This window comes from Streptomyces sp. NPDC052012, assembly GCF_040689265.1.
Taxonomy (GTDB): domain Bacteria; phylum Actinomycetota; class Actinomycetes; order Streptomycetales; family Streptomycetaceae; genus Streptomyces.
In genome coordinates this window covers 120,486-140,210 of sequence record NZ_JBFAXA010000009.1, presented here as the reverse complement: position 1 = coordinate 140,210, position 19,725 = coordinate 120,486, and the positions used below count along the sequence as shown (strand labels likewise).

The 19,725-nt window shown below is 70.7% G+C and carries 16 protein-coding genes; all 16 read right to left on the bottom strand.

Going from position 1 to position 19,725, the window contains the following annotated elements; all coding sequences use genetic code 11:
* Nucleotides 1-72: 72 nt before the first annotated feature.
* Entirely contained in the window at nt 73-510 is a 438-nt protein-coding gene (locus AB0412_RS17920; RefSeq protein WP_260826557.1) for a hypothetical protein, read from the bottom strand.
* Nucleotides 511-855: 345 nt separating this feature from the next.
* Nucleotides 856-2,205 (bottom strand): MraY family glycosyltransferase, encoded by a 1,350-nt coding sequence (locus AB0412_RS17915; protein ID WP_366403514.1) that lies wholly within the window; start codon nt 2,203-2,205, stop codon nt 856-858.
* A 129-nt stretch (nt 2,206-2,334) separates the two neighbouring features.
* Complete coding sequence (gene glyA, locus AB0412_RS17910) at nt 2,335-3,573, bottom strand: serine hydroxymethyltransferase (protein WP_366403513.1); 1,239 nt, start codon at nt 3,571-3,573, stop codon at nt 2,335-2,337.
* 142 nt (nt 3,574-3,715) lie between these two features.
* Entirely contained in the window at nt 3,716-4,393 is a 678-nt protein-coding gene (locus tag AB0412_RS17905) for a protein-tyrosine-phosphatase (RefSeq protein WP_366403512.1), read from the bottom strand.
* On the bottom strand, nt 4,390-5,037 hold the full coding sequence (locus tag AB0412_RS17900; RefSeq protein ID WP_260826561.1) for an L-threonylcarbamoyladenylate synthase: 648 nt from the start codon (nt 5,035-5,037) through the stop codon (nt 4,390-4,392). The genes AB0412_RS17905 and AB0412_RS17900 overlap by 4 nt, the downstream gene beginning before the upstream one ends.
* 53 nt (nt 5,038-5,090) lie before the next feature.
* Entirely contained in the window at nt 5,091-5,936 is an 846-nt protein-coding gene (gene prmC, locus AB0412_RS17895; protein WP_260826562.1) for a peptide chain release factor N(5)-glutamine methyltransferase, read from the bottom strand.
* A gap of 30 nt (nt 5,937-5,966) precedes the next feature.
* Nucleotides 5,967-7,034 (bottom strand): peptide chain release factor 1, encoded by a 1,068-nt coding sequence (gene prfA / locus AB0412_RS17890; RefSeq protein WP_366403511.1) that lies wholly within the window; start codon nt 7,032-7,034, stop codon nt 5,967-5,969.
* 103 nt (nt 7,035-7,137) lie between these two features.
* The gene (gene rpmE, locus AB0412_RS17885; RefSeq protein WP_030740744.1) at nt 7,138-7,359 is read right to left on the bottom strand and encodes a 50S ribosomal protein L31; all 222 of its coding nucleotides are present in this window, start codon (nt 7,357-7,359) and stop codon (nt 7,138-7,140) included.
* Between the two features lie 173 nt (nt 7,360-7,532).
* Entirely contained in the window at nt 7,533-8,669 is a 1,137-nt protein-coding gene (locus tag AB0412_RS17880; protein WP_366403510.1) for an LCP family protein, read from the bottom strand.
* Nucleotides 8,670-8,879: 210 nt separating this feature from the next.
* Nucleotides 8,880-10,679: a trypsin-like serine protease gene (locus tag AB0412_RS17875; RefSeq protein ID WP_366403582.1), complete on the bottom strand. Its 1,800-nt coding sequence runs from the start codon at nt 10,677-10,679 to the stop codon at nt 8,880-8,882.
* 187 nt (nt 10,680-10,866) lie between these two features.
* Nucleotides 10,867-12,909, bottom strand: a complete 2,043-nt coding sequence (rho, locus tag AB0412_RS17870; protein ID WP_366403509.1) for a transcription termination factor Rho — start codon at nt 12,907-12,909, stop codon at nt 10,867-10,869.
* Nucleotides 12,910-13,323: 414 nt separating this feature from the next.
* The gene (gene thrB / locus AB0412_RS17865; protein ID WP_366403508.1) at nt 13,324-14,241 is read right to left on the bottom strand and encodes a homoserine kinase; all 918 of its coding nucleotides are present in this window, start codon (nt 14,239-14,241) and stop codon (nt 13,324-13,326) included.
* A gap of 319 nt (nt 14,242-14,560) precedes the next feature.
* Nucleotides 14,561-15,619, bottom strand: a complete 1,059-nt coding sequence (thrC, locus tag AB0412_RS17860; protein WP_366403507.1) for a threonine synthase — start codon at nt 15,617-15,619, stop codon at nt 14,561-14,563.
* Between the two features lie 6 nt (nt 15,620-15,625).
* Nucleotides 15,626-16,918 carry a homoserine dehydrogenase gene (locus AB0412_RS17855; RefSeq protein ID WP_366403506.1) on the bottom strand — a complete coding sequence of 431 codons (1,293 nt, stop codon included), beginning with the start codon at nt 16,916-16,918 and terminating at the stop codon, nt 15,626-15,628.
* A gap of 150 nt (nt 16,919-17,068) precedes the next feature.
* Entirely contained in the window at nt 17,069-18,460 is a 1,392-nt protein-coding gene (gene lysA, locus AB0412_RS17850; protein ID WP_366403505.1) for a diaminopimelate decarboxylase, read from the bottom strand.
* A 17-nt stretch (nt 18,461-18,477) separates the two neighbouring features.
* Entirely contained in the window at nt 18,478-19,710 is a 1,233-nt protein-coding gene (nrtL, locus tag AB0412_RS17845; RefSeq protein WP_366403504.1) for an ArgS-related anticodon-binding protein NrtL, read from the bottom strand.
* Between the last annotated feature and the right edge of the window lie 15 nt (nt 19,711-19,725).

Sequence of the window (19,725 nt, the reverse complement as noted above, 5' to 3'; positions counted from 1 at the left end):
GCGCCCGCGATGCCGCAGTTGGCACCGGACGATAGCAGGAGTTGTCACCGGCCTTTATCGCGCCCCTACTCGTCACGACGGCGGCCCTGTCTTCTCGGGCTTCTCACTCTTCGCTGAGTCCGGGTCGACGTAGAAGATCTTGGCCTTCATGTGCGCACGAGCCTGCGCAGCCATCCACACGACGGTCGCGACGACGAGCGAGATCGCGAACGCCTTCGCGTTGAAGAGAGAGGTGTCCTTGAAGAGGGCGACGAAGATCAGAAGCAGCAGAAGCTGGGCGACGTAGAGCATCAGCCCCATGGCCTGGAACAGCTGCGGGAGCGATTTTGCGGTCCACTGGAGCACGTACAGGCCGATCCCCATGAACAAGATCGCCAGGACCGCGCCGATCGCCGCACCGAGCGCACCCTTGCCGCCGGCCACCGCACCGCTGACGGCGACGGCGACCGCACCGGCAGCGGCTGTGGGCACAGCGCACTGCAGTAGGTTCCGGACGTCGTTGGACGGCATGGCGGCATCTCCGCTTTCACAGGGGGCAGGGGTGTCGTCATGGACGAGCGTAGTCCCCCGGGCTGAGTGTGAATTCCTCACACCAATGGACCGTCGCACTACGGTCCTTCGGCTCTATCCGGGGTTCTCGTGAACGGTATCACAAACTATTTGATGCAGTCTTTACCTGTCGGGTGTGCTGACCATCACACATGAGAGTGAATCTGCGCGTCTGAGCGGAAACGGCGGCGACTTGTCTGGTATTGGGGCGGTTCGTACCCCAACACCAGCCCATAGCAGCCCCACGACTTGGCAATGCTCTAGTCGGATTCTTACCTTGACCGTGATCTCAGGGGTCTCGGGCCGTCAGCGGGAACTGCCCGCCTTGCGCCGGTCGGCCAAGCGTGCGCGGGGGCCGACGGCGGTCGCGCCGTTGACGCCGGACACACCCGCGGCGACCCGGGGGGGCTGGGCCGGGGCGTCGAGACCGTCCGCCGCCTGAGAGCCCGCCGGGCTCGACGCGTGCGGAGCGTGGGCCGGGGTGCGGCGGCCGCGGCGGTAGCGGGGCGGGACGAACGCCTCCATCCAGCGCGGGGTGCGCGGGGTGAAGCGCGGCAGCAGAAGCAGGATGAGACCGATCGCGCTGAGGAAGACGACGCTCAACACGATCCACATGGACGCCGAGTTGACCGAGTAGGCGAGCGCGCCGAAGGCGATCAGCGCCGACCAGAAGTACATGATCAGCACCGCGCGGCTGTGCGAGTGGCCGATCTCCAGGAGCCGGTGGTGAAGGTGCCCGCGGTCCGCCGCGAACGGGGACTGGCCACGCCAGGTGCGCCGCACGATCGCCAGGATCAGGTCGGCCGCCGGCACCGCGATGATCGTCAGCGGCAGCAGCAGCGGGATGTAGACCGGCACCGTCTGGTGCACGGCCTCCTTCTCCGAGCCGACGTACAGGTTCAGCGCGTCCGGGTCGACCTGCCCGGTGACCGAGATCGCCCCGGCGGCGAGGACGAGCCCGATGAGCATGGACCCCGAGTCGCCCATGAAGATCCGCGCCGGGTGCATGTTGTGCGGCAGGAAGCCCAGGCACATGCCCATGAGGATCGCCGAGAACAGCGTCGCGGGGGCCGCGGCCTCGATGCCGTACGAGTACCAGATGCGGTAGGCGTACAGGAAGAACGCCGCCGCCGCGATGCAGACCATGCCGGCCGCGAGACCGTCCAGGCCGTCGACGAAGTTGACCGCGTTGATGGTGATGACGACCAGCGCGACGGTGAGCAGGGTGCCCTGCCACTGGGTGAGCGCGACCGAGCCGACACCCGGGATCGGCAGCCACAGGATCGTCAGACCCTGCATGACCATCACGCCGGCGGCGATCATCTGCCCGCCCAGCTTGATCAGGGCGTCGATCTCGAACTTGTCGTCCAGGACACCGATCAGCCAGATCAGCGCCGCTCCGGAGAGCAGCGCCCGTGGTTCGTTGGACTCCTCGAAGAGCTGGCTGAGGTTGGTGAGGTGATCGGCGACCAGCAGGCCCGCGCACAGGCCGAAGAACATCGCGATACCGCCGAGCCGGGGAGTGGGTTCCCGGTGCACGTCACGTGCCCGGATCTCCGGCATCGCCCCGGCCACGATCGCGAACTTGCGCACCGGCCCTGTCAGCAGGTACGTCACCGCGGCCGTGGTGCAGAGCGTCAGGAGGTATTCACGCACGGGCTTCCCCACAGGTCTCGCTGGCCATCACAGCCCCACACCCTAGCGATGCGCGCATATGAGTGGGGACTTCCGGGTAGCGACGATGGTTGCACGCGTGACTGTGTACGCGAGTGCGCCTACCCCGGCTCAGCCCGGGTACGGCGGGAATCTCACGGCCAGTTCCCGCACCGCCTCCCGTGCGACAGCGGGGTCCGTGGCGCCCCGGAGCACCCCGGCGACCAGGGCCGCGACCGTCTTCATCTCCCCCACCCCCATGCCCTGCGTGGTGACCGCGGCCGTGCCCAGGCGCAGTCCGCGCAGGTCGGCGTGCGGCAGGGCGCAGCAGTCCATCACCAGTCCCGCCGCCGCGAGCCGGCCGCGTGCGGTGCGCCCGTCGACGCCGAGCGGGGCCGGGTCGGCGGTGATCAGATGGGTGTCCGTGCCACCGGTGGTGACGACCATGCCCTCGGCGGCCAGCGCGGCGGCGAGCGCCCGGGCGTTGGCGACCACCTGATGGGCGTACGCGGCGAACGCCGGTGTCGCCGCCTCCCCGAACGCGACGGCCTTGGCGGCGATGGTGTGCATCTGGGCGCCGCCCTGCGTGAAGGGGAACACGGCCCGGTCGACGCGCTCGGCCAGATCGCTGCCGCAGAGGATCAGACCGCCGCGCGGACCGCGCAGCACCTTGTGCGTGGTCGCGCACACGATGTCGGCGTACGGCACCGGGCTGGGCGCCGCTCCCCCGGCGACGAGTCCCATGGGATGGGCGGCGTCGGCGATGAGATACGCGCCCACCTCGTCGGCGATCTCGCGGAAGAAGGCGTAGTCGATGTGGCGGGGGTAGGCGATGGACCCGCAGACGATCGCCTTGGGCCGGTGGGTGCGGGCCAGCATGCGCACCTGGTCGTGGTCGAGGAGCCCGGACTCGGCGTCGACGCCGTAGCCGACGAAGTCGAACCACCGCCCGGAGAAGTTCGCGGGCGAGCCGTGCGTGAGGTGACCGCCGTAGGGCAGCCCGAGGGCGAGCACGGTGTCACCGGGCCGCAGCAGCGCCGCGTACGCGGCCAGCACCGCGGACGACCCGGAATGGGCCTGCACATTGGCGTGCTCGGCCCCGAACAGCGCCTTGGCCCGCTCGACGGCGAGGCGCTCGGCGACGTCGACGATCTCGCAGCCCCCGTGGTGACGGGCGCCGGGGTATCCCTCGGCGTACTTGTTGGCCAGCGGCGAGCCCAGGGCGGCCAGCACGGCCGGCGAGGTGAAGTTCTCGGCGGCGATCAGCTGCAGCGTGCTCGCCTGCCGCTCACGCTCCCCGAGCAGGATGTCGGCGAGCTCGGGATCCTGCCGCCGCAGCACATCGCCCTCTAGGGCATGGGTGACCGTCATGACGAACTCCCGGACGTCGACGCTGACGTACGACCAATGTAGGCCCGGCAGACGCGCTGCGCCCGCGTTGTTGCACCGCGCCCACGGCTGTACGCCGTTGCCCGCCACGGGCAGCCGTCCCGCAACGCCTCGCGCCGCCCACCTACGTACGCGCCGGCACCCCCGTCAGCGCCGTCACCACCGGATCCAGTGCCTCGTGTATCTCGTCGCCGATCGACCGGAAGAACGTCAGCGGCGCCCCGTACGGGTCGTACACCTCGTCCGCCTCCGCCGTCGGGGCCAGAAGCCACCCGCGTAGAGCCGCCGCCGCACGGACCAGGGCGCGTGCGCGCATCACCAGACCGTCCTCCAGCGGCGGCAGCGTCGCCGGGTCGATGGCGTTCACCAGTCGGGTGAACTCCTTCAGCGTGAAGGTGCGCAGCCCGGCCGAGTGCCCCATCGAGATCACCTGCGCCCGATGGTCCCGCGTAGCGGTCAGCACCAGGTCCGCCCGGATGACGTGCTCGTCCAGCAGCTCGCGGCCCACGAAGCCGGAGGTGTCCGCGCCGAACTCGGCCAGCACCGTCTCCGCGTGGGCCTCCATCGGCGCGCCCTCGTGGCCCCAGGTGCCCGCGCTCTCCACGATCAGCCCGCCGCCCAGGATGCCCAGCCGCTGCTGCACGAAATGCCGGGTCAGCCGCTCGGTGATCGGCGAGCGGCACACGTTGCCGGTGCTGACGTGGAGGATGCGGAAGGTGTCGCGCGGGAATCCGAAGGTCGTCGTCTGCTCCGCGCTGCTTTCCCCGTTGCCTATGCCACGCCCCGCTTCAGGGGCCGTCAATTCGCCACCTCGAGGTCGGGTACGACCTTGCGCAGCTCGTCCGGCGAGAGCGCTCCCTCGCGCAGCAGGACCGGCACGGGACGCGTGACGTCGACGATCGAGGAGGGCACGTTGCCCGGCGTCGGACCGCCGTCCAGGTACACGGAGACGGAGTCGCCGAGCATCTCCTGCGCGGCGTCACAGTTCTCCGGCGCCGGGTGACCGGTCAGGTTCGCGGAGGAGACGGCCATGGGGCCGACCTCGGTGAGCAGCTCGATGGCGACCGGGTGCAGCGGCATCCGCACGGCGACCGTGCCCCGGGTGTCGCCGAGGTCCCACTGCAGGGACGGCTGGTGCTTGGCGACCAGCGTCAGCGCGCCCGGCCAGAACGCGTCGACCAGCTCCCAGGCCAGCTCGGAGAAGTCGGTGACCAGGCCGTGCAGGGTGTTCGGGGAGCCGATGAGGACGGGCGTGGGCATGTTGCGGCCCCGGCCCTTCGCCGCGAGCAGATCGGCGACGGCCTCGGAGGAGAACGCGTCCGCGCCGATGCCGTACACGGTGTCCGTCGGCAGCACCACGAGCTCGCCCCGGCGGACGGCGGAGGCGGCCTCACGCAGACCGGTCGCGCGGTCGGTCGCGTCGTTGGTGTCGTATCGCCGAGCCATCTAGCGGGCCTCCTCGTACACGTGCTGCTGGGGGGTTGAAGTCTGCGGCCGGCTCACGGCAGCGCCTTGCGGGCGGTGGCGAACCGGGGCCGGTTGTTCAGGTCGGGATGGTCGGCGGCGTCGGTCCAGCCGCGGTCCTCGGCGAAGATCCACGGCACCTGGCCGCCCTGGGTGTCGGCGTGCTCGACGACGACCACGCCGCCGGGGCGCAGCAGCCGGTGCGCGGTGCGCTCCAGGCCCCGGATCAGGTCGAGGCCGTCCTCGCCGGAGAACAGCGCCATGCCCGGGTCGTAGTCACGGGCCTCGGGGGCGACGTACTCCCACTCGGTCAGCGGGATGTACGGCGGGTTGGAGATCACCAGGTCGACCTGGCCATCGAGGTCGGGGAAGGCCGTCAGGGCGTCGCCCTGACGCAGCTCGACCCTGGACCCCTCCATGTTCTTGCGGGTCCACACCAGCGCGTCCTCGGACAGCTCGACGGCGTACACCCGCGACCGGGGCACCTCCTGGGCGAGCGCGAGCGCGATCGCGCCGGAGCCGGTGCACAGGTCGACGATGCACGGCTCGACGACGTCCATCGCGCGCACCGCGTCTATGGCCCAGCCGACCACCGACTCGGTCTCGGGCCGCGGCACGAACACCCCGGGGCCGACCTGGAGCTCCAGGTAGCGGAAGTAGGCGCGCCCGGTGATGTGCTGGAGCGGTTCGCGGGCCTCCCGGCGGGCGACGACCTCCCAGTACCGGGCGTCGAAGTCGGAGTCCTTCACGTTGTGCAGCTCGCCGCGCTTGACGCCGTGCACGAACGCGGCGAGCTCCTCCGCGTCGGTGCGCGGCGAGGGCACGCCGGCGTCGGCGAGCCGCTGGGTGGCCTGGGCCACCTCCGCGAGCAGCAGGTTCACGTGGTCCTCCGGGCTGGCTGTCTACGTAAGTTACGCGGCCGCGAGCTTGGCGGCCGAGTCCGCGTCGACGCAGGCCTGGATCACCGCGTCGAGGTCGCCGTCCAGGACCTGGTCCAGGTTGTACGCCTTGAAGCCGACGCGGTGGTCCGAGATGCGGTTCTCCGGGAAGTTGTAGGTGCGGATCTTCTCGGAGCGGTCGACGGTGCGGACCTGGCTGCGGCGGGCGTCGGCGGCCTCCCTCTCCGCCTCCTCCTGCGCCATGGCGAGCAGCCTGGAGCGCAGGATACGCAGGGCCTGCTCCTTGTTCTGCAGCTGGCTCTTCTCGTTCTGGCAGGAGGCGACGACTCCGGTCGGAATGTGCGTGATGCGCACCGCGGAGTCGGTGGTGTTCACGGACTGGCCGCCGGGACCGGAGGACCGGTAGACGTCGATACGCAGATCGTTCGGGTTGATCTCGACGTCGACCTCCTCGGCCTCGGGCGTGACGAGCACACCGGCGGCCGAGGTGTGGATACGGCCCTGCGACTCGGTGGCCGGGACGCGCTGCACGCGGTGCACGCCGCCCTCGTACTTCAGCCGCGCCCACACGCCCTGACCGGGCTCGGTCTGACCGCGGGTCTTCACGGCGACCTGGACGTCCTTGTAGCCGCCCAGCTCGGACTCGGTGGCGTCGATGATCTCGGTCTTCCAGCCGACCCGCTCGGCGTACCGCAGGTACATGCGCAGCAGGTCACCGGCGAACAGGGCGGACTCGTCACCGCCGGCGCCGGCCTTGATCTCGAGGATGACGTCCTTGTCGTCGCTGGGGTCGCGCGGGACCAGCAGCAGCCGCAGCTTCTCGGTGAGCTCCTCGCGCTGCTGCTCCAGATCCTTGACCTCGGCGGCGAAGTCGGGGTCGTCGGCGGCCAGTTCGCGCGCCGTCTCGATGTCGTCGCCCGTCTGCTTCCAGGAGCGGTACGTGGCGACGATCGGGGTGAGTTCGGCGTAACGCTTGTTCAGCTTGCGCGCGTTGGCCTGGTCGGCGTGGACCGACGGGTCGGCGAGCTTCTTCTCCAGGTCGGCGTGCTCGGCGACGAGTTCCTCGACGGCCTCGAACATCTTGGGCTCCTGCTTGGTACGGGGGTGAAGGGCGGGCGACCAAAAACGCCGGTCCCGGGCACACCCCGGGGGGCGTGACCGTGGACCGGCGAAATGGGGCTCGCTACTTCTTGGAGCCGGCGGCCTTGCCGAAGCGGGCCTCGAAGCGGGCCACACGGCCACCGGTGTCGAGGATCTTCTGCTTGCCCGTGTAGAACGGGTGGCACTCGGAGCAGACCTCGGCCCGGATGGTGCCGGACTCGATGGTGCTGCGGGTGGTGAACGACGCGCCGCAGGTGCAGCTGACCTGCGTCTCGACGTACGCGGGGTGGATGTCGCGCTTCAAGGTGTCTCCTAGGTTTCGGGAGGGCGCCGGGTCGCTGGCCGCGGGGTGCGGGAGCGTGAACCGGAGCCGACGTACCAGTCTGCCAGGACTGGGGCCTTCTCCCAAAACCGGGGGTTGCCGTTGTTTGTTCCCTGCGGACCGTCTTGGGTTTCTCGCGCAGTTCCCCGCGCCCCTCAGGGACTCACCACACCCTTGGCTTCGCCGCTGGCCGTGCCTTGCGTGGCCGACTTCGGGATCGGCTTGTCGTTCTTGAGGGCCTCCCACACCAGGTCTGCCTTCTTCTTCTGGAGGAGGACCCTGTTGGGGTTGGCCGGGTCGTACTGGACCGGCATCGTGACCATGTGCATGTTGGCCGGGCTGATGCCCTTCATGCCGTTGGCGAAGGACATGAGGGAGTTGACCGAGCCCAGGGAAGAGTCGGTCGTGATCGTCTTGGTGGCGGTGTCGGCGAGGTCGTACAGCTTCTTGGGGTTGGTAAAGATGCCGACTTCCTTGACCTGCTTGACCAGGGCCTTGATGAAGGCCTGCTGGAGCTGGATGCGGCCGAGGTCGGAGCCGTCGCCGACGCCGTGGCGGGTGCGGACCAGGCCGAGGGCCTGCTCGCCGTCGAGCTGGTGGGTGCCGGCCTTCAGGTCCAGATGGCTCTCGGGGTCCTTGATGTCCTCGGTGGTGGTGACCTCGACGCCGCCGAGTTCGTCGATGAGCTTCTGGAAGCCGGCGAAGTCGACCTCCAGGTAGTGGTCCATGCGCAGATCGGTGATCGACTCGACGGTCTTCACGGCGCAGGCGGCGCCGCCGGTGGCGTACGCGGAGTTGAACATCGCGCTCTGCGCACCGGGGTGCTTCGTGCCGTCGGTGTCGGTGCACTCGGGGCGCTCGATGAGGGTGTCGCGCGGGATGGAGACGACGCTGGCCTTCTTGTGGCCCTCGTAGACGTGCACGATCATCGCGGTGTCGGAGCGGGCGGTGCCGTCGTCGGTGCCGCCGCCCAGGTCCTTGTTGCTGCCGGAGCGGGTGTCGGAGCCGAGGACGAGGATGTTCTCGGAGCCGTTGTCGGCCTTCTCGGGCCGGTCGGTGCCGAGCGCCTGGTCGATGTCGACGCTGTTGATGTTGCCGTTGAGCTTGAAGTACAGGTATCCGATGCCGGTGCCGCCGAGGACGACGATGCCGGCTGCGGTCCAGGCCATCACCTTCATGCCCTTGGGCCGCTTGTCGCGCGGCTTGCGGCGGCGCCCCTTGCCCCCTGGGCGTGCGGCCCGTGTGCCGGACTCTCCCGCTATACCGGGGCCCGGTGTGCTCTCGGCAGACATGTGCTCCTCAGCTCTCGTCCGGTCGGTTACCCCCTGCGCTCGATGCCAGACTTGGCCGGTTCACGACCCGTACAGCACCTATCGTCGCGCTGTTCCGGTCAGACGGGGAAACCCGGCACAGGGTTGCACGGCGCTCTGTGCCCGGCCGGTGGCCGGCCGGGCCCGGAGCAGGCTGGTCGGGAACGGTGAGCACACCGCTCACCTGCGGTTTCAGCCGAAGATGTCGTACTGCTTGAAATCGGTGCCGACGGAGATCCTTGTGGCGAAGATCTCGCTCGTGGCCTTTCCGGTGCCCTTGTACAGATAGAGGGTGCCGCCGGGGGTGCGGGCCAGGAAGTCGGCCTTGCCGTCGCCGCTGACGTCGCCGACCGCGTCGAAGGCGTTGTACGTCGTGCTGGTCCAGGTGCGCACCTTGACCCGGCCGGAGAAGGCTCCGGTCCCGGCCTTCCCGGTGCCCTTGTAGAGGTAGACATAGCCGTTGGAGGAGGCCCGGGCGATCAGGTCGGTCTTGCCGTCGCCGGTGAAGTCGCCGTGGCCGCGCACCGAGTTGTACTGGTTCCAGCCCGAGCCCACCTTCACACGGGCGGAGAAGGAGCCGTTGCCCTGGCCCGGGTAGATCCACAGCACGCCGGCCGAGTCGACGGACAGCAGGTCGGGCAGGTAGTCGCCGGTGACGTCACCGGGCGTGACGATGCGGGTGCGGGTCTTCCAGTTGTCGGCCAGGCGCTTGGTGGACCAGGTGCCGCTGGAGATCACGTAGTGGGTCCAGAAGACGTCGCCGTCGCTGCTGCGCCGGTACACCAGGTCCTGGTAGCCGTCCCGGTCGAGGTCGGTCTGCAGGACGAGGTTGACGCCCTTCCAGCTGCCCCAGGACTCCCGCGCGGCGAACGAGGAGCCCTTGGAGTCCTTGGAGTAGCCGGTCGTCGTCGAGGCGTTGCGCACCCACAGGTCGGCCCGGTGGTCGCCGCTGATGTTGGTGTCGTCGATGCGCGGGTAGGCGGCGCCGACATAGCTGCTCACCTTGGCGAAGACGCTGTAGGCGCCCTCGGCGACGCAGTCCTGCACCCCCCAGGAGACGACGCCGACGATCCGGTTGTTCACCACCAGCGGGCCGCCGGAGTCGCCGTTGCAGGCGGTGGTGGTGCCGGCGTCGCTGCCGGTCGCGGGCTGGCCGGCGCACACCATGTGCCCCTTGACGAAGTCCGCGCCGTACGCGCTCGCGCAGGTGGTGTCGGACTGGACGGGCAGCGTTGCCGCCTTCAGCGTCTCGGAGATGGCGTCGCTGGTGGAGCTGGTGCGGCCCCATCCGTAGACCTTGGCGCTGGTCCCGGCGGCGTACGAGGTGGTGTCGCCGGAGGTCGTCATGCGGATCGGGGTGGCCCTGACGGGGGCCGGCAGGGTGAGCACCGCGATGTCGTTGTCGATGGTGGTCGCGTTGTACGACGGGTGGTTCCACTGCCGCCACACCCCGGTGACGGTGCCGCCGTGCAGGTCGCTGCCGCCGTCCGACGGCAGCTGCGCGGTCCCGGTGACGACGGCGCCGTTGGCGTGCCAGTCGTACCCCTTGACGCAGTGCGCCGCGGTGAGGATCTTCGTCGGCGCGACCACGGCCCCACCGCAGAAGAAGCCGATGTCGTCGGTCGTCCCGCTGGTGCCCCGGTCGTCGTAGTAGTGCAGCTGGGCCATCCAGGGCGCCGAGGCGATGCTGGTCTCGTTGCCGCCGATGATCTTCGGATCGACGACGAGCCGCTGCTGCGCCGTGCCGCTGCTCAGGGAGGACTTGCTCGTCTTCCCGGCCACGTCGTCCCCGGCCATCGCCCCGGCCACCCGCTGCTTCAGCTCGGCGAGCGACGGCGAGCTGATCACCGGATCGACGGTGGGCTGCGGCAGCGCGGTCGCGGCTCCGGCGGACGAGCTCAGCAGCGCGGCGGCAACAGCCGCGGCGACACCGGCGGCGGCGAGAGGCAGGCCGAAGCGCACGCTACGTCTGTGCCGACCGCCCCCGGACATGGATGTACCCACGCAGGTCCCCCCTAGGGATCACAAGTTCGAAGGGCGAGATCGTACCCCGCCCACGAACAGCAAAGAGGGCCGCCCTCACAAGAAGGGCGACCCTCAGATGCCTAGGGGCGCGGGAAACTGCGCGAGAAACCACGCACAACCCGCAGCCGACCGCGAACAGTCGGCTCAACGGCGACTAGTCCCCGTTCCCCGGCGCCGGCGTGGTCTTCTGGATCTGCATCAGGAACTCGGCGTTCGACTTCGTCTGCTTCATCTTGTCGAGCAGCAGCTCGACCGCCTGCTGCTGATCCAGCGCGTGCAGCACCCGCCGCAGCTTCCAGACGATGCCCAGTTCCTCGGCCCCGAGCAGGATCTCTTCCTTACGCGTACCGGACGCGTCCACGTCCACCGCGGGGAAGATCCTCTTGTCCGCGAGCTTCCGGTCGAGCTTCAGCTCGGCGTTGCCCGTGCCCTTGAACTCCTCGAAGATCACCTCGTCCATGCGGGACCCGGTGTCCACCAGGGCGGTGGCGAGGATGGTCAGCGAACCGCCGTCCTCGATGTTCCGCGCCGCACCGAAGAAGCGCTTCGGCGGGTACAGCGCGGTCGAGTCGACACCACCGGACAGGATGCGGCCCGAGGCGGGCGCGGCCAGGTTGTACGCGCGGCCCAGACGCGTGATGGAGTCGAGCAGCACCACGACGTCGTGCCCGAGCTCGACCAGCCGCTTCGCCCGCTCGATGGCGAGCTCGGCGACCGTCGTGTGGTCCTCGGCCGGGCGGTCGAAGGTCGAGGAGATGACCTCGCCCTTGACCGACCGCTGCATGTCGGTGACCTCTTCCGGACGCTCGTCGACGAGGACGACCATCAGGTGGCACTCGGGGTTGTTGTGCGTGATCGCGTTGGCGATCGCCTGCATGATCATGGTCTTGCCGGTCTTCGGCGGGGCCACGATCAGACCGCGCTGGCCCTTACCGATCGGCGACACGAGGTCGATGATGCGGGTGGTCAGCACGCCCGGGTCGGTCTCCAGGCGGAGCCGGTCCTGCGGGTACAGCGGGGTGAGCTTGTTGAACTCCGGGCGGCCGCGGCCGTGTTCGGGCGCCATGCCGTTGACGGAGTCGAGCCGCACCAGCGCGTTGAACTTCTCGCGCCGCTCGCCTTCCTTCGGCTGGCGGACCGCACCGGTGATGTGGTCGCCCTTGCGCAGGCCGTTCTTGCGGACCTGGGCGAGGGAGACGTACACGTCGTTCGGGCCGGGCAGGTAGCCGGAGGTCCGGATGAACGCGTAGTTGTCGAGGATGTCCAGGATGCCCGCGACCGGGATCAGGACGTCGTCCTCGGCGATCTGCGGCTCCTGCACGTCGTCGCGGCCACGGCGGCCACGGCGGTCGCGGTAGCGCCCGCGACGGCCACGCCGGCCGCCGCCGTCCTCGTCGTAGCCGTCGTCCTGACGGCCGCCGCCCTGCTGGTTCTGCTGACGGCCCTGGCCGCCCTGCTGCTGGTCGTCGCCCTTGCCGCGGCGGTCACCGCGGTCGCCCCGGTCACCGCGGTCGCCCCGGTCACGGTCGCGGTCACGGTCACGACCGCGCTCACGGCGGTCGCGGCGGCGGCCCTCGCCACCGTCACCGTCGGACTTGGCGTCGCCCTGGGACGGCTGCTGACCCTGCTGCTGGGCGGGGGTCTCGGCCTTCTGCTCGGTCCTGGCCTCGGCCGTGATCGTCTCGGTCGCGGCCGGGGCGCCCGCCTCGGCGGTGGCGCGACGGCGGCGACGCTCGGCGGGGGCCTCCTCGGCGGGGGCCTGCTCGGCCGGGGCGGAGGCCTTCGGGGAGGGCTGGCCCGGGATCTCGATCTGCTGCTGGGCCGTCGCCTTCTCGGCGGGCGCGGCCTCGGCCTTGGCGTCCGCCTTCTTCTCGGCGGCCTCGCCCGTACGGGCCTTGGAGGTGGCGCGGCGCTTGGGCTTGGTCTCGGCCGGCGCGTCGGTCTTCGCGGGGGCACTGCCACCCGCGGCCTGCGCCTCCTTGATGACCTCGATCAGCTGGCTCTTGCGCATCCGCGCGGTGCCCCTGATGCCGAGGCCGGATGCGACCTGCTGCAGCTCGGCCAGCACCATGCCCTCGAGGCCGGTACCGCGGCGCCGCCGGGAGCCGGCACCGGATGCAGGCGCGGAGGCGTCCGTGGCGGGCGCGGCAGCGGTCTCCTCGACACGTGCGCCCATCAGATCGGTGGTGTCGCTCACGAAGGGTCCTTCCCTGGAGCGGACGTCGGCCTGTCTGGCTCGGCGACCGGTTGTGCTGTCCGGCTTCGGTCCTTGGTGTGTGAACCGTGCCGGGGCGGTGGTCCGCCTAAGCGGCGGAGGAAATATCTGGTGATGGCGCTTCCTCGAGCCGTGGCACCCAGTGTCACGTGGCGTGGTCGCACCGGTTCCGGAGCGTGCCCGGCGGGCCGTTCAGTGTCCGCGTACGGCGTCATGCCTGCAGGGGAGGCAGTGAACGATGCAGAGAACACAGTGCGGCTTGGGGGGCTCCCGGAAGAATGTCTGTCCCGGACGGGGACACGAGGCACCTCGCCATGGTGGGGTCGGGTGCAGACTTGAGGTTAACACTACCGGATCCAACAAACATTCCCCCTCTCGAAATCCGGCAACCGTGTGTCAGGTGGCGAGCGGAAGCACGCTCGCTCCCTGCAGATCGAGGCTGAGCCGGTTGGCGGCCCAGTCGGTGCCGGCCAGTGCTTCGACCTTGTCGGCGCTCTCCGCGTCGGCCAGCGCCATGACCGTGGGTCCGGCGCCGGAGATCACCGCGGGGATGCCGTCTCCCCGCAGTCGCTCCACCAGCGCGGCGCTCTCCGGCATCGCCGGGGCGCGGTACTCCTGGTGGAGGCGGTCCTCGGTGGCGGGCAGCAGCAGCTCGGGGCGCCTGGTCAGGGCCTCGACGAGCAGGGCGGCACGGCCCGCGTTGGCGGCGGCGTCGACATGCGGCACGGTGCGCGGGAGCAGTCCGCGGGCGGTCTCGGTGAGCACCGGCTTCCCGGGGACGAAAACCACCGGAACGATGGAATCGGCCGGGTCCATCCTGATGGCGCGGGCCGCGCCGCCCTCCATCCAGGACAGGGTGAAGCCGCCCAGCAGGCAGGCCGCGACGTTGTCGGGGTGGCCCTCGATCTCGGTGGCGAGCTCGAGCAGCGCGGTGTCGTCGAGCCTGGCCTCGGCGCCTATGGTGACGGCGCGGGCGGCGACGATCCCGGCGCAGATGGCGGCCGAGGAGGAGCCGAGGCCGCGGCCGTGCGGAATGCGGTTGGCGCAGACGATCTCCAGGCCGCGCGGCTGTCCGCCGAGCAGGTCGAAGGCGGTGCGCAGGGAGCGTACGAGGAGATGGCTCTCGTCGCGCGGGAGGGTCTCGCTGCCCTCACCGGCGATGTCGATGTGCAGCCCGGAGTCGGCCACCCGGACGACCACGTCGTCGTACAAGCCCAGCGCGAGGCCGAGGGCGTCGAAGCCCGGGCCGAGGTTGGCGCTGGTGGCGGGGACGCGCACCCGGACGGCGGCGGCGCGGAACGCGGGACCGGCCATCTCTCGATGACTCTCCTTGAGCTGCGTGACTGTCGAATGACATTCGATGACGTACGGGAGACCCGCTGGGCCGCTTCCGGACCCCTTCGGACGACGCGGAGACGACGCGGTGCCGCGGCATATGCGGCAGGCGGGTTCAGTACAGCCTATCGAAGGAAGGTTCAGTGGCGACATAGGGCGCACAGGAGGCGCACGATGCGTGTCGTAAGCCCCCTGTGCACCCCCCTGAAGAGAACTTCCCCAGGTAAGCGCCGTCTTACGCCGGATGTGCCAGGGCTGGTCCCGCGGCCGGGTCCGCCCGGGCTCGCCCCGGTTCCGGCTAGATCAGCCCGAGCCGTTCGGCGGCGGTCGCGGCGTCGACCGGGACGGTGACCGGCTGCGGGGCGCCGGCGACGGCCCAGTCGGGGTCCTTCAGACCGTTGCCGGTGACGGTGCACACGATGCGCTGGCCCGGGTCGACCTTGCCCTGCTCGGCGGCCTTCAGCAGCCCGGCGACCGACGCGGCGGACGCGGGCTCGACGAAGACGCCCTCCTGCGAGGCCAACAGCCGGTAGGCGCGCAGGATCTCACGGTCCGTCACCTCGTCGATGAGCCCGCCGGACTCGTCGCGGGCCGCGAGCGCGTACTGCCAGGAGGCCGGGTTGCCGATGCGAATCGCGGTCGCGATGGTCGAGGGGTCCTTGACGACCTCGCCACGCACGATGGGCGCCGAACCGGAGGCCTGGAAGCCCCACATGCGCGGGGTCCTGGTGGCCACACCGTCGGCGGCGTACTCGCGGTACCCCTTCCAATACGCGGTGATGTTGCCCGCGTTGCCCACCGGCAGGACGTGGATGTCGGGGGCGTCGCCCAGCATGTCCACGATCTCGAAGGCGGCGGTCTTCTGCCCCTCGATACGCACCGGATTGACCGAATTCACCAGCGCCACGGGGTAGTTCTCGCTCAGTCCGCGCGCCAGCGTGAGGCAGTCGTCGAAGTTGCCGTCGACCTGGAGGATCCTCGCCCCGTGCACCAGGGCCTGGCCCATCTTGCCGAGCGCGATCTTGCCCTGCGGCACGAGCACCGCGGAGACCATCTGCGCGCGCACGGCATAGGCGGCGGCGCTCGCCGACGTGTTGCCGGTGGAGGCGCAGATGACGGCCTTCGCGCCCTCCTCCTTGGCCTTGGAGATGGCCATGGTCATGCCGCGGTCCTTGAAGGACCCCGTCGGGTTCGCGCCCTCGACCTTGAGGTGGACCTCGCAGCCCGTGCGCTCGGAGAGCACCTGCGCGGGCACGAGCGGCGTACCGCCCTCGCGGAGCGTCACGACCGGCGTGGTGTCCGATACCGGCAGCCGGTCCCGGTACTCCTCGATGATTCCGCGCCACTGGTGGGTCATTGCTGGTTACTCTCCTTCAACCCGCATGATGCTGGCGACACCACGCACGGTGTCGAGCTTGCGCAGCGCCTCGACGGTGCCGCCGAGGGCCGCGTCGGACGCACGGTGGGTGACGACGACGAGGGAGGCCTCCCCGTCCTTGCCCTGCTGGCGCACCGTGTCGATCGAGACACCGTGCTCCGCGAACACGGTCGCGACCTGGGCGAGAACGCCCGGTTTGTCGGCCACGTCCAGGCTGATGTGGTAGCGCGTGACGACCTCGCCCATCGGCGAGACGGGCAGCGCGGCGTACGCGGACTCGCCCGGTCCGGTCGTACCGCTGAGCCGGTTGCGGCACACGGCGACGAGGTCGCCGAGCACGGCGGAGGCGGTCGGCGCGCCGCCCGCGCCGGGGCCGTAGAACATCAGCTGTCCGGAGGCGTCCGACTCGACGAAGACGGCGTTGTACGCGCCGCGCACCGAGGCCAGCGGGTGCGTGAGCGGAATCATCGCCGGGTGGACGCGGGCGGTGACGGAGGCGCCGTCCTCGGCCCGCTCGCAGATGGCGAGCAGCTTGATGGTGCAGCCCATCTCCTTCGCGGAGGCGAAGTCGGCGGCGGTGACCTCGGTCATGCCCTCGCGGTAGACGTCGTCGAGCCGCACGCGCGTGTGGAAGGCGATGCCGGCGAGGATGGCCGCCTTGGCGGCGGCGTCGAAGCCCTCGACGTCGGCGGTGGGGTCGGCCTCGGCGTACCCGAGTGCGGTGGCCTCGTCCAGGGCCTCCTGGTAGCCGGCACCTGTGCTGTCCATCTTGTCGAGGATGAAGTTGGTGGTGCCGTTGACGATGCCGAGCACCCGGTTGACCTTGTCGCCGGCGAGGGACTCGCGCAGCGGGCGGATCAGCGGGATGGCGCCGGCGACGGCGGCCTCGTAGTAGAGGTCCTTGTCGTGCTCCTCGGCGGCGGCGTGCAGCGCGGCGCCGTCCTGGGCGAGCAGCGCCTTGTTGGCGGAGACGACGGAGGCGCCGTGCTCGAAGGCGGTGGTGATCAGGGTGCGGGCCGGCTCGATCCCGCCGATGACCTCGACGACCACGTCCAGGTCGCCGCGTTTGACCAGCGCGGTCGCGTCGGTGGTGATGAGGTCCGCCGGGATGCCCTCGCGCACCTTGTCGGGCCGCCGCACGGCCACCCCGGCGAGCTCCACCGGGGCGCCGATGCGGGCGGCGAGGTCGTCGGCGTGCGTCGTCATGATGCGCGCCACCTCTGAGCCGACCACTCCACAGCCCAGCAGCGCCACCTTCAGCGGACGCGTACGCATCATCCGACCTCGTTTCCTGATTACCGTCTCGGTTGCACCAGTCTCACTCACCGGACGGGAGTTTCTGCCATTCGTCCGGATCGTGAGACATGTATTTCATTTTCACGGCCGGGAAGACGGGAGATCTTCCGGCAGCTCTGTGTGGTTGGGGGTTCAGCCGACGTCGAGCCGGAGGAGGTCCTCCTCCGTCTCCCGCCGGACGATCACGCGCGCCTCGCCACCGCTCACGGCGACGACGGGCGGGCGCAGCACATGGTTGTAGTTGCTGGCCATCGACCGGCAATACGCCCCGGTCGCCGGCACGGCGATCAGGTCACCCGGTGCCAGGTCCGCCGGCAGGAAGGCGTCGCGCACCACGATGTCACCGCTCTCGCAGTGCTTGCCGACCACCCGGGCCAGCATCGGCTCGGCGTCGGAGCTGCGGGAGACGAGGGAGACGCTGTACTCGGCGTCGTACAGGGCGGTGCGGATGTTGTCCGACATCCCGCCGTCGACGGAGACGTACGTGCGCAGCCCGTCGAGCGGCTTGACGGTGCCGACCTCGTACAGGGTGAACGCGGTCGGTCCGACGATGGCCCGCCCGGGCTCGACGGAGATGCGCGGAGTGCGCAGCTTGGCGGCCTCGCACTCCCGGGTGACGATCTCGGTGAGCGCCTTGGCGATCTCGTGCGGCTCGCGGGGGTCGTCGTCGCTGGTGTACGCGATGCCGAGCCCGCCGCCGAGGTCGATCTCGGGCAGCTCGACGCCGTGCTCGTCCCGGATGTCCTTCAGCAGCCCGACCACGCGGTGCGCGGCGACCTCGAACCCGGACATGTCGAAGATCTGCGACCCGATGTGGCTGTGGATCCCGATGAGCTCCAGCCCGTCGAGCTGCAGCGCCCGCCGCACGGCCTCGGCGGCCTGACCACCGGCCAGCGGGATGCCGAACTTCTGGTCCTCGTGGGCGGTGGCGATGAACTCGTGGGTGTGGGCCTCGACGCCGACGGTGATCCGGATCTGCACCCGCTGCCGCTTGCCGAGCGACTGCGCGATGTGCGCGACGCGGGCGATCTCGAGGAAGGAGTCGAGCACGATCCGCCCGACACCGGCGCGGACGGCCCGCTCGATCTCACCGATGGACTTGTTGTTGCCGTGGAAGGCGATCCGGTCGGCGGGCATACCGGCGGACAGCGCGGTGGCCAGCTCGCCGCCGGAGCAGACATCCAGATTGAGCCCCTCCTCGTTCAGCCAGCGCACGACGGCGCGGGAGAGGAAGGCCTTGCCGGCGTAGAAGACGTCGGCGTCGCTGCCGAAGGCGGTGCGCCAGGCGCGGGCACGGGCACGGAAGTCGGTCTCGTCGAGGATGTAGGCGGGAGTGCCGAACTCCTCGGCGAGCCGCTTGACGTCGATGCCGCCGACGCTGACGACACCGTCGTCGTCACGGGTGACCGTCTCGGCCCACACCTTGGGGTCGAGGGCGTTGAGGTCGGCGGGCGGTGCGGAGTAGTGCCCCTCGGGGAGGACGTCGGCGTGACGGGGCCCGGCGGGGTGTGCGGAACGGCTCATGACGGGTCTTGGGCTTCCTAGAGGTGGTCGGGTGCGTCGATGCCGAGCAGGGACAGGCCACCGGCCAGCACCGTCCCGGCGGCTTCGGCGAGGGCGAGCCGGGCGCGGTGGGCGGCCGAGGGTTTCTCCGCACCGAGGGGCAGGACGGTGGGGAGCAGCGGCTGCAGGGCATCGGCGACGGTGACGAGATGCCGGGCGAGTCGATCGGGCGCGCGGTGGGTGGCGGCGGCCGTGAGGATGCGGGGGTGGTCGGCGAGGGCGGTGAGGAGGGTGAGCTGAGGGCCGTTGCCCTTGCCGGTCTCGGGGGTGCCGGTCTCGGGGGCGGGCTCGGGGCCGGTGTGGAGGCCGTTGTCCGGGCCGGGCTCGGGGGCGGGCTCGGGGCCGGTGTGGAGGCCGTTGTCCGGGCCGGGCTCGGGGCCGTTCTCCGGGCCGGTGTGGAGGCCGGGCTCGGGGGTGAAGCCGAGGTCGGCGGCATTGCGCAGGAGGGCCCGGGTACGGGCGTGGGCGTAACGGACGCGGAAGAGGGGGTTGCCCTCGCGCTGGCTCAGGTGCTCGGGGGTGATGCGGGGCGGGTCGTGGGGCGCGGGGTGAAGCAGCGCCCAGCGGGCGGCGTCGCGGCCGAGGGGGAGGGGCGTGGTGGGGGCGGGGACGGGGCGGAGGGTGAGGGTGGTTTCGGCCGGGGACGGCTCATCGGCGCACTCACCCGGGGCGGGTCGGGACTCGCCGAGGCGGAGCCCGAGGACGGCGACCCACTCGGCCCGAGGCCAGGGCCGGGGCCGGCCACTCTCGCACTCGATGCGGACGACGGCGCCCTGGGACCGGAGGAGGCGGGCGAGGACGTCGACGTGGACGACGGCACGGACCTCGTCCGGGGCCGCCAGCCGGAAGCACTGCCCGGCGAGCGCGTCGCTGTGCCCGTACAGGATCCCGGAGCGCAGGATCTCGTGGACCAGGGCGACAGGGGCGGTGCTCCGCAGGCTGATGTTGAGGAAGCCGGGCCCGGTGACGACGACGTCGGCGATGGCGCCGGTGCGCAGCAGGTGGGGCCGCAGTACCTCGGCGACCCGGAGCGGCGGCTGTCCGGCGGGCCGGGCCAGCTGGAGGGCGATGTTGGTGGCGTAGTCCCCGCACCCCCCGGGCCCCGGCGGCGCGACGACCGCCCGCTCCGGGACGGCCACGCTGAGCTCCCCGTCGTCGACAGCACGACGCACCGCGCGCAGCACGGTGCGGGAGAGCTCGACGGGGGTCACGGGACAAGCGTAGGG

What these genes read in the sequence shown, in the direction of transcription:
- AB0412_RS17920 (WP_260826557.1), bottom strand. Translation starts at nt 510, where the DNA reads ATGCCGTCCAACGACGTCCGGAACCTACTGCAGTGCGCTGTGCCCACA.
- glyA (WP_366403513.1), bottom strand. Translation starts at nt 3,573, where the DNA reads ATGACGGTCACCCATGCCCTAGAGGGCGATGTGCTGCGGCGGCAGGAT.
- AB0412_RS17900 (WP_260826561.1), bottom strand. Translation starts at nt 5,037, where the DNA reads ATGGCTCGGCGATACGACACCAACGACGCGACCGACCGCGCGACCGGT.
- prfA (WP_366403511.1), bottom strand. Translation starts at nt 7,034, where the DNA reads ATGTTCGAGGCCGTCGAGGAACTCGTCGCCGAGCACGCCGACCTGGAG.
- AB0412_RS17880 (WP_366403510.1), bottom strand. Translation starts at nt 8,669, where the DNA reads ATGTCTGCCGAGAGCACACCGGGCCCCGGTATAGCGGGAGAGTCCGGC.
- AB0412_RS17875 (WP_366403582.1), bottom strand. Translation starts at nt 10,679, where the DNA reads ATGTCCGGGGGCGGTCGGCACAGACGTAGCGTGCGCTTCGGCCTGCCT.
- thrB (WP_366403508.1), bottom strand. Translation starts at nt 14,241, where the DNA reads ATGGCCGGTCCCGCGTTCCGCGCCGCCGCCGTCCGGGTGCGCGTCCCC.
- thrC (WP_366403507.1), bottom strand. Translation starts at nt 15,619, where the DNA reads ATGACCCACCAGTGGCGCGGAATCATCGAGGAGTACCGGGACCGGCTG.
- AB0412_RS17855 (WP_366403506.1), bottom strand. Translation starts at nt 16,918, where the DNA reads ATGATGCGTACGCGTCCGCTGAAGGTGGCGCTGCTGGGCTGTGGAGTG.
- lysA (WP_366403505.1), bottom strand. Translation starts at nt 18,460, where the DNA reads ATGAGCCGTTCCGCACACCCCGCCGGGCCCCGTCACGCCGACGTCCTC.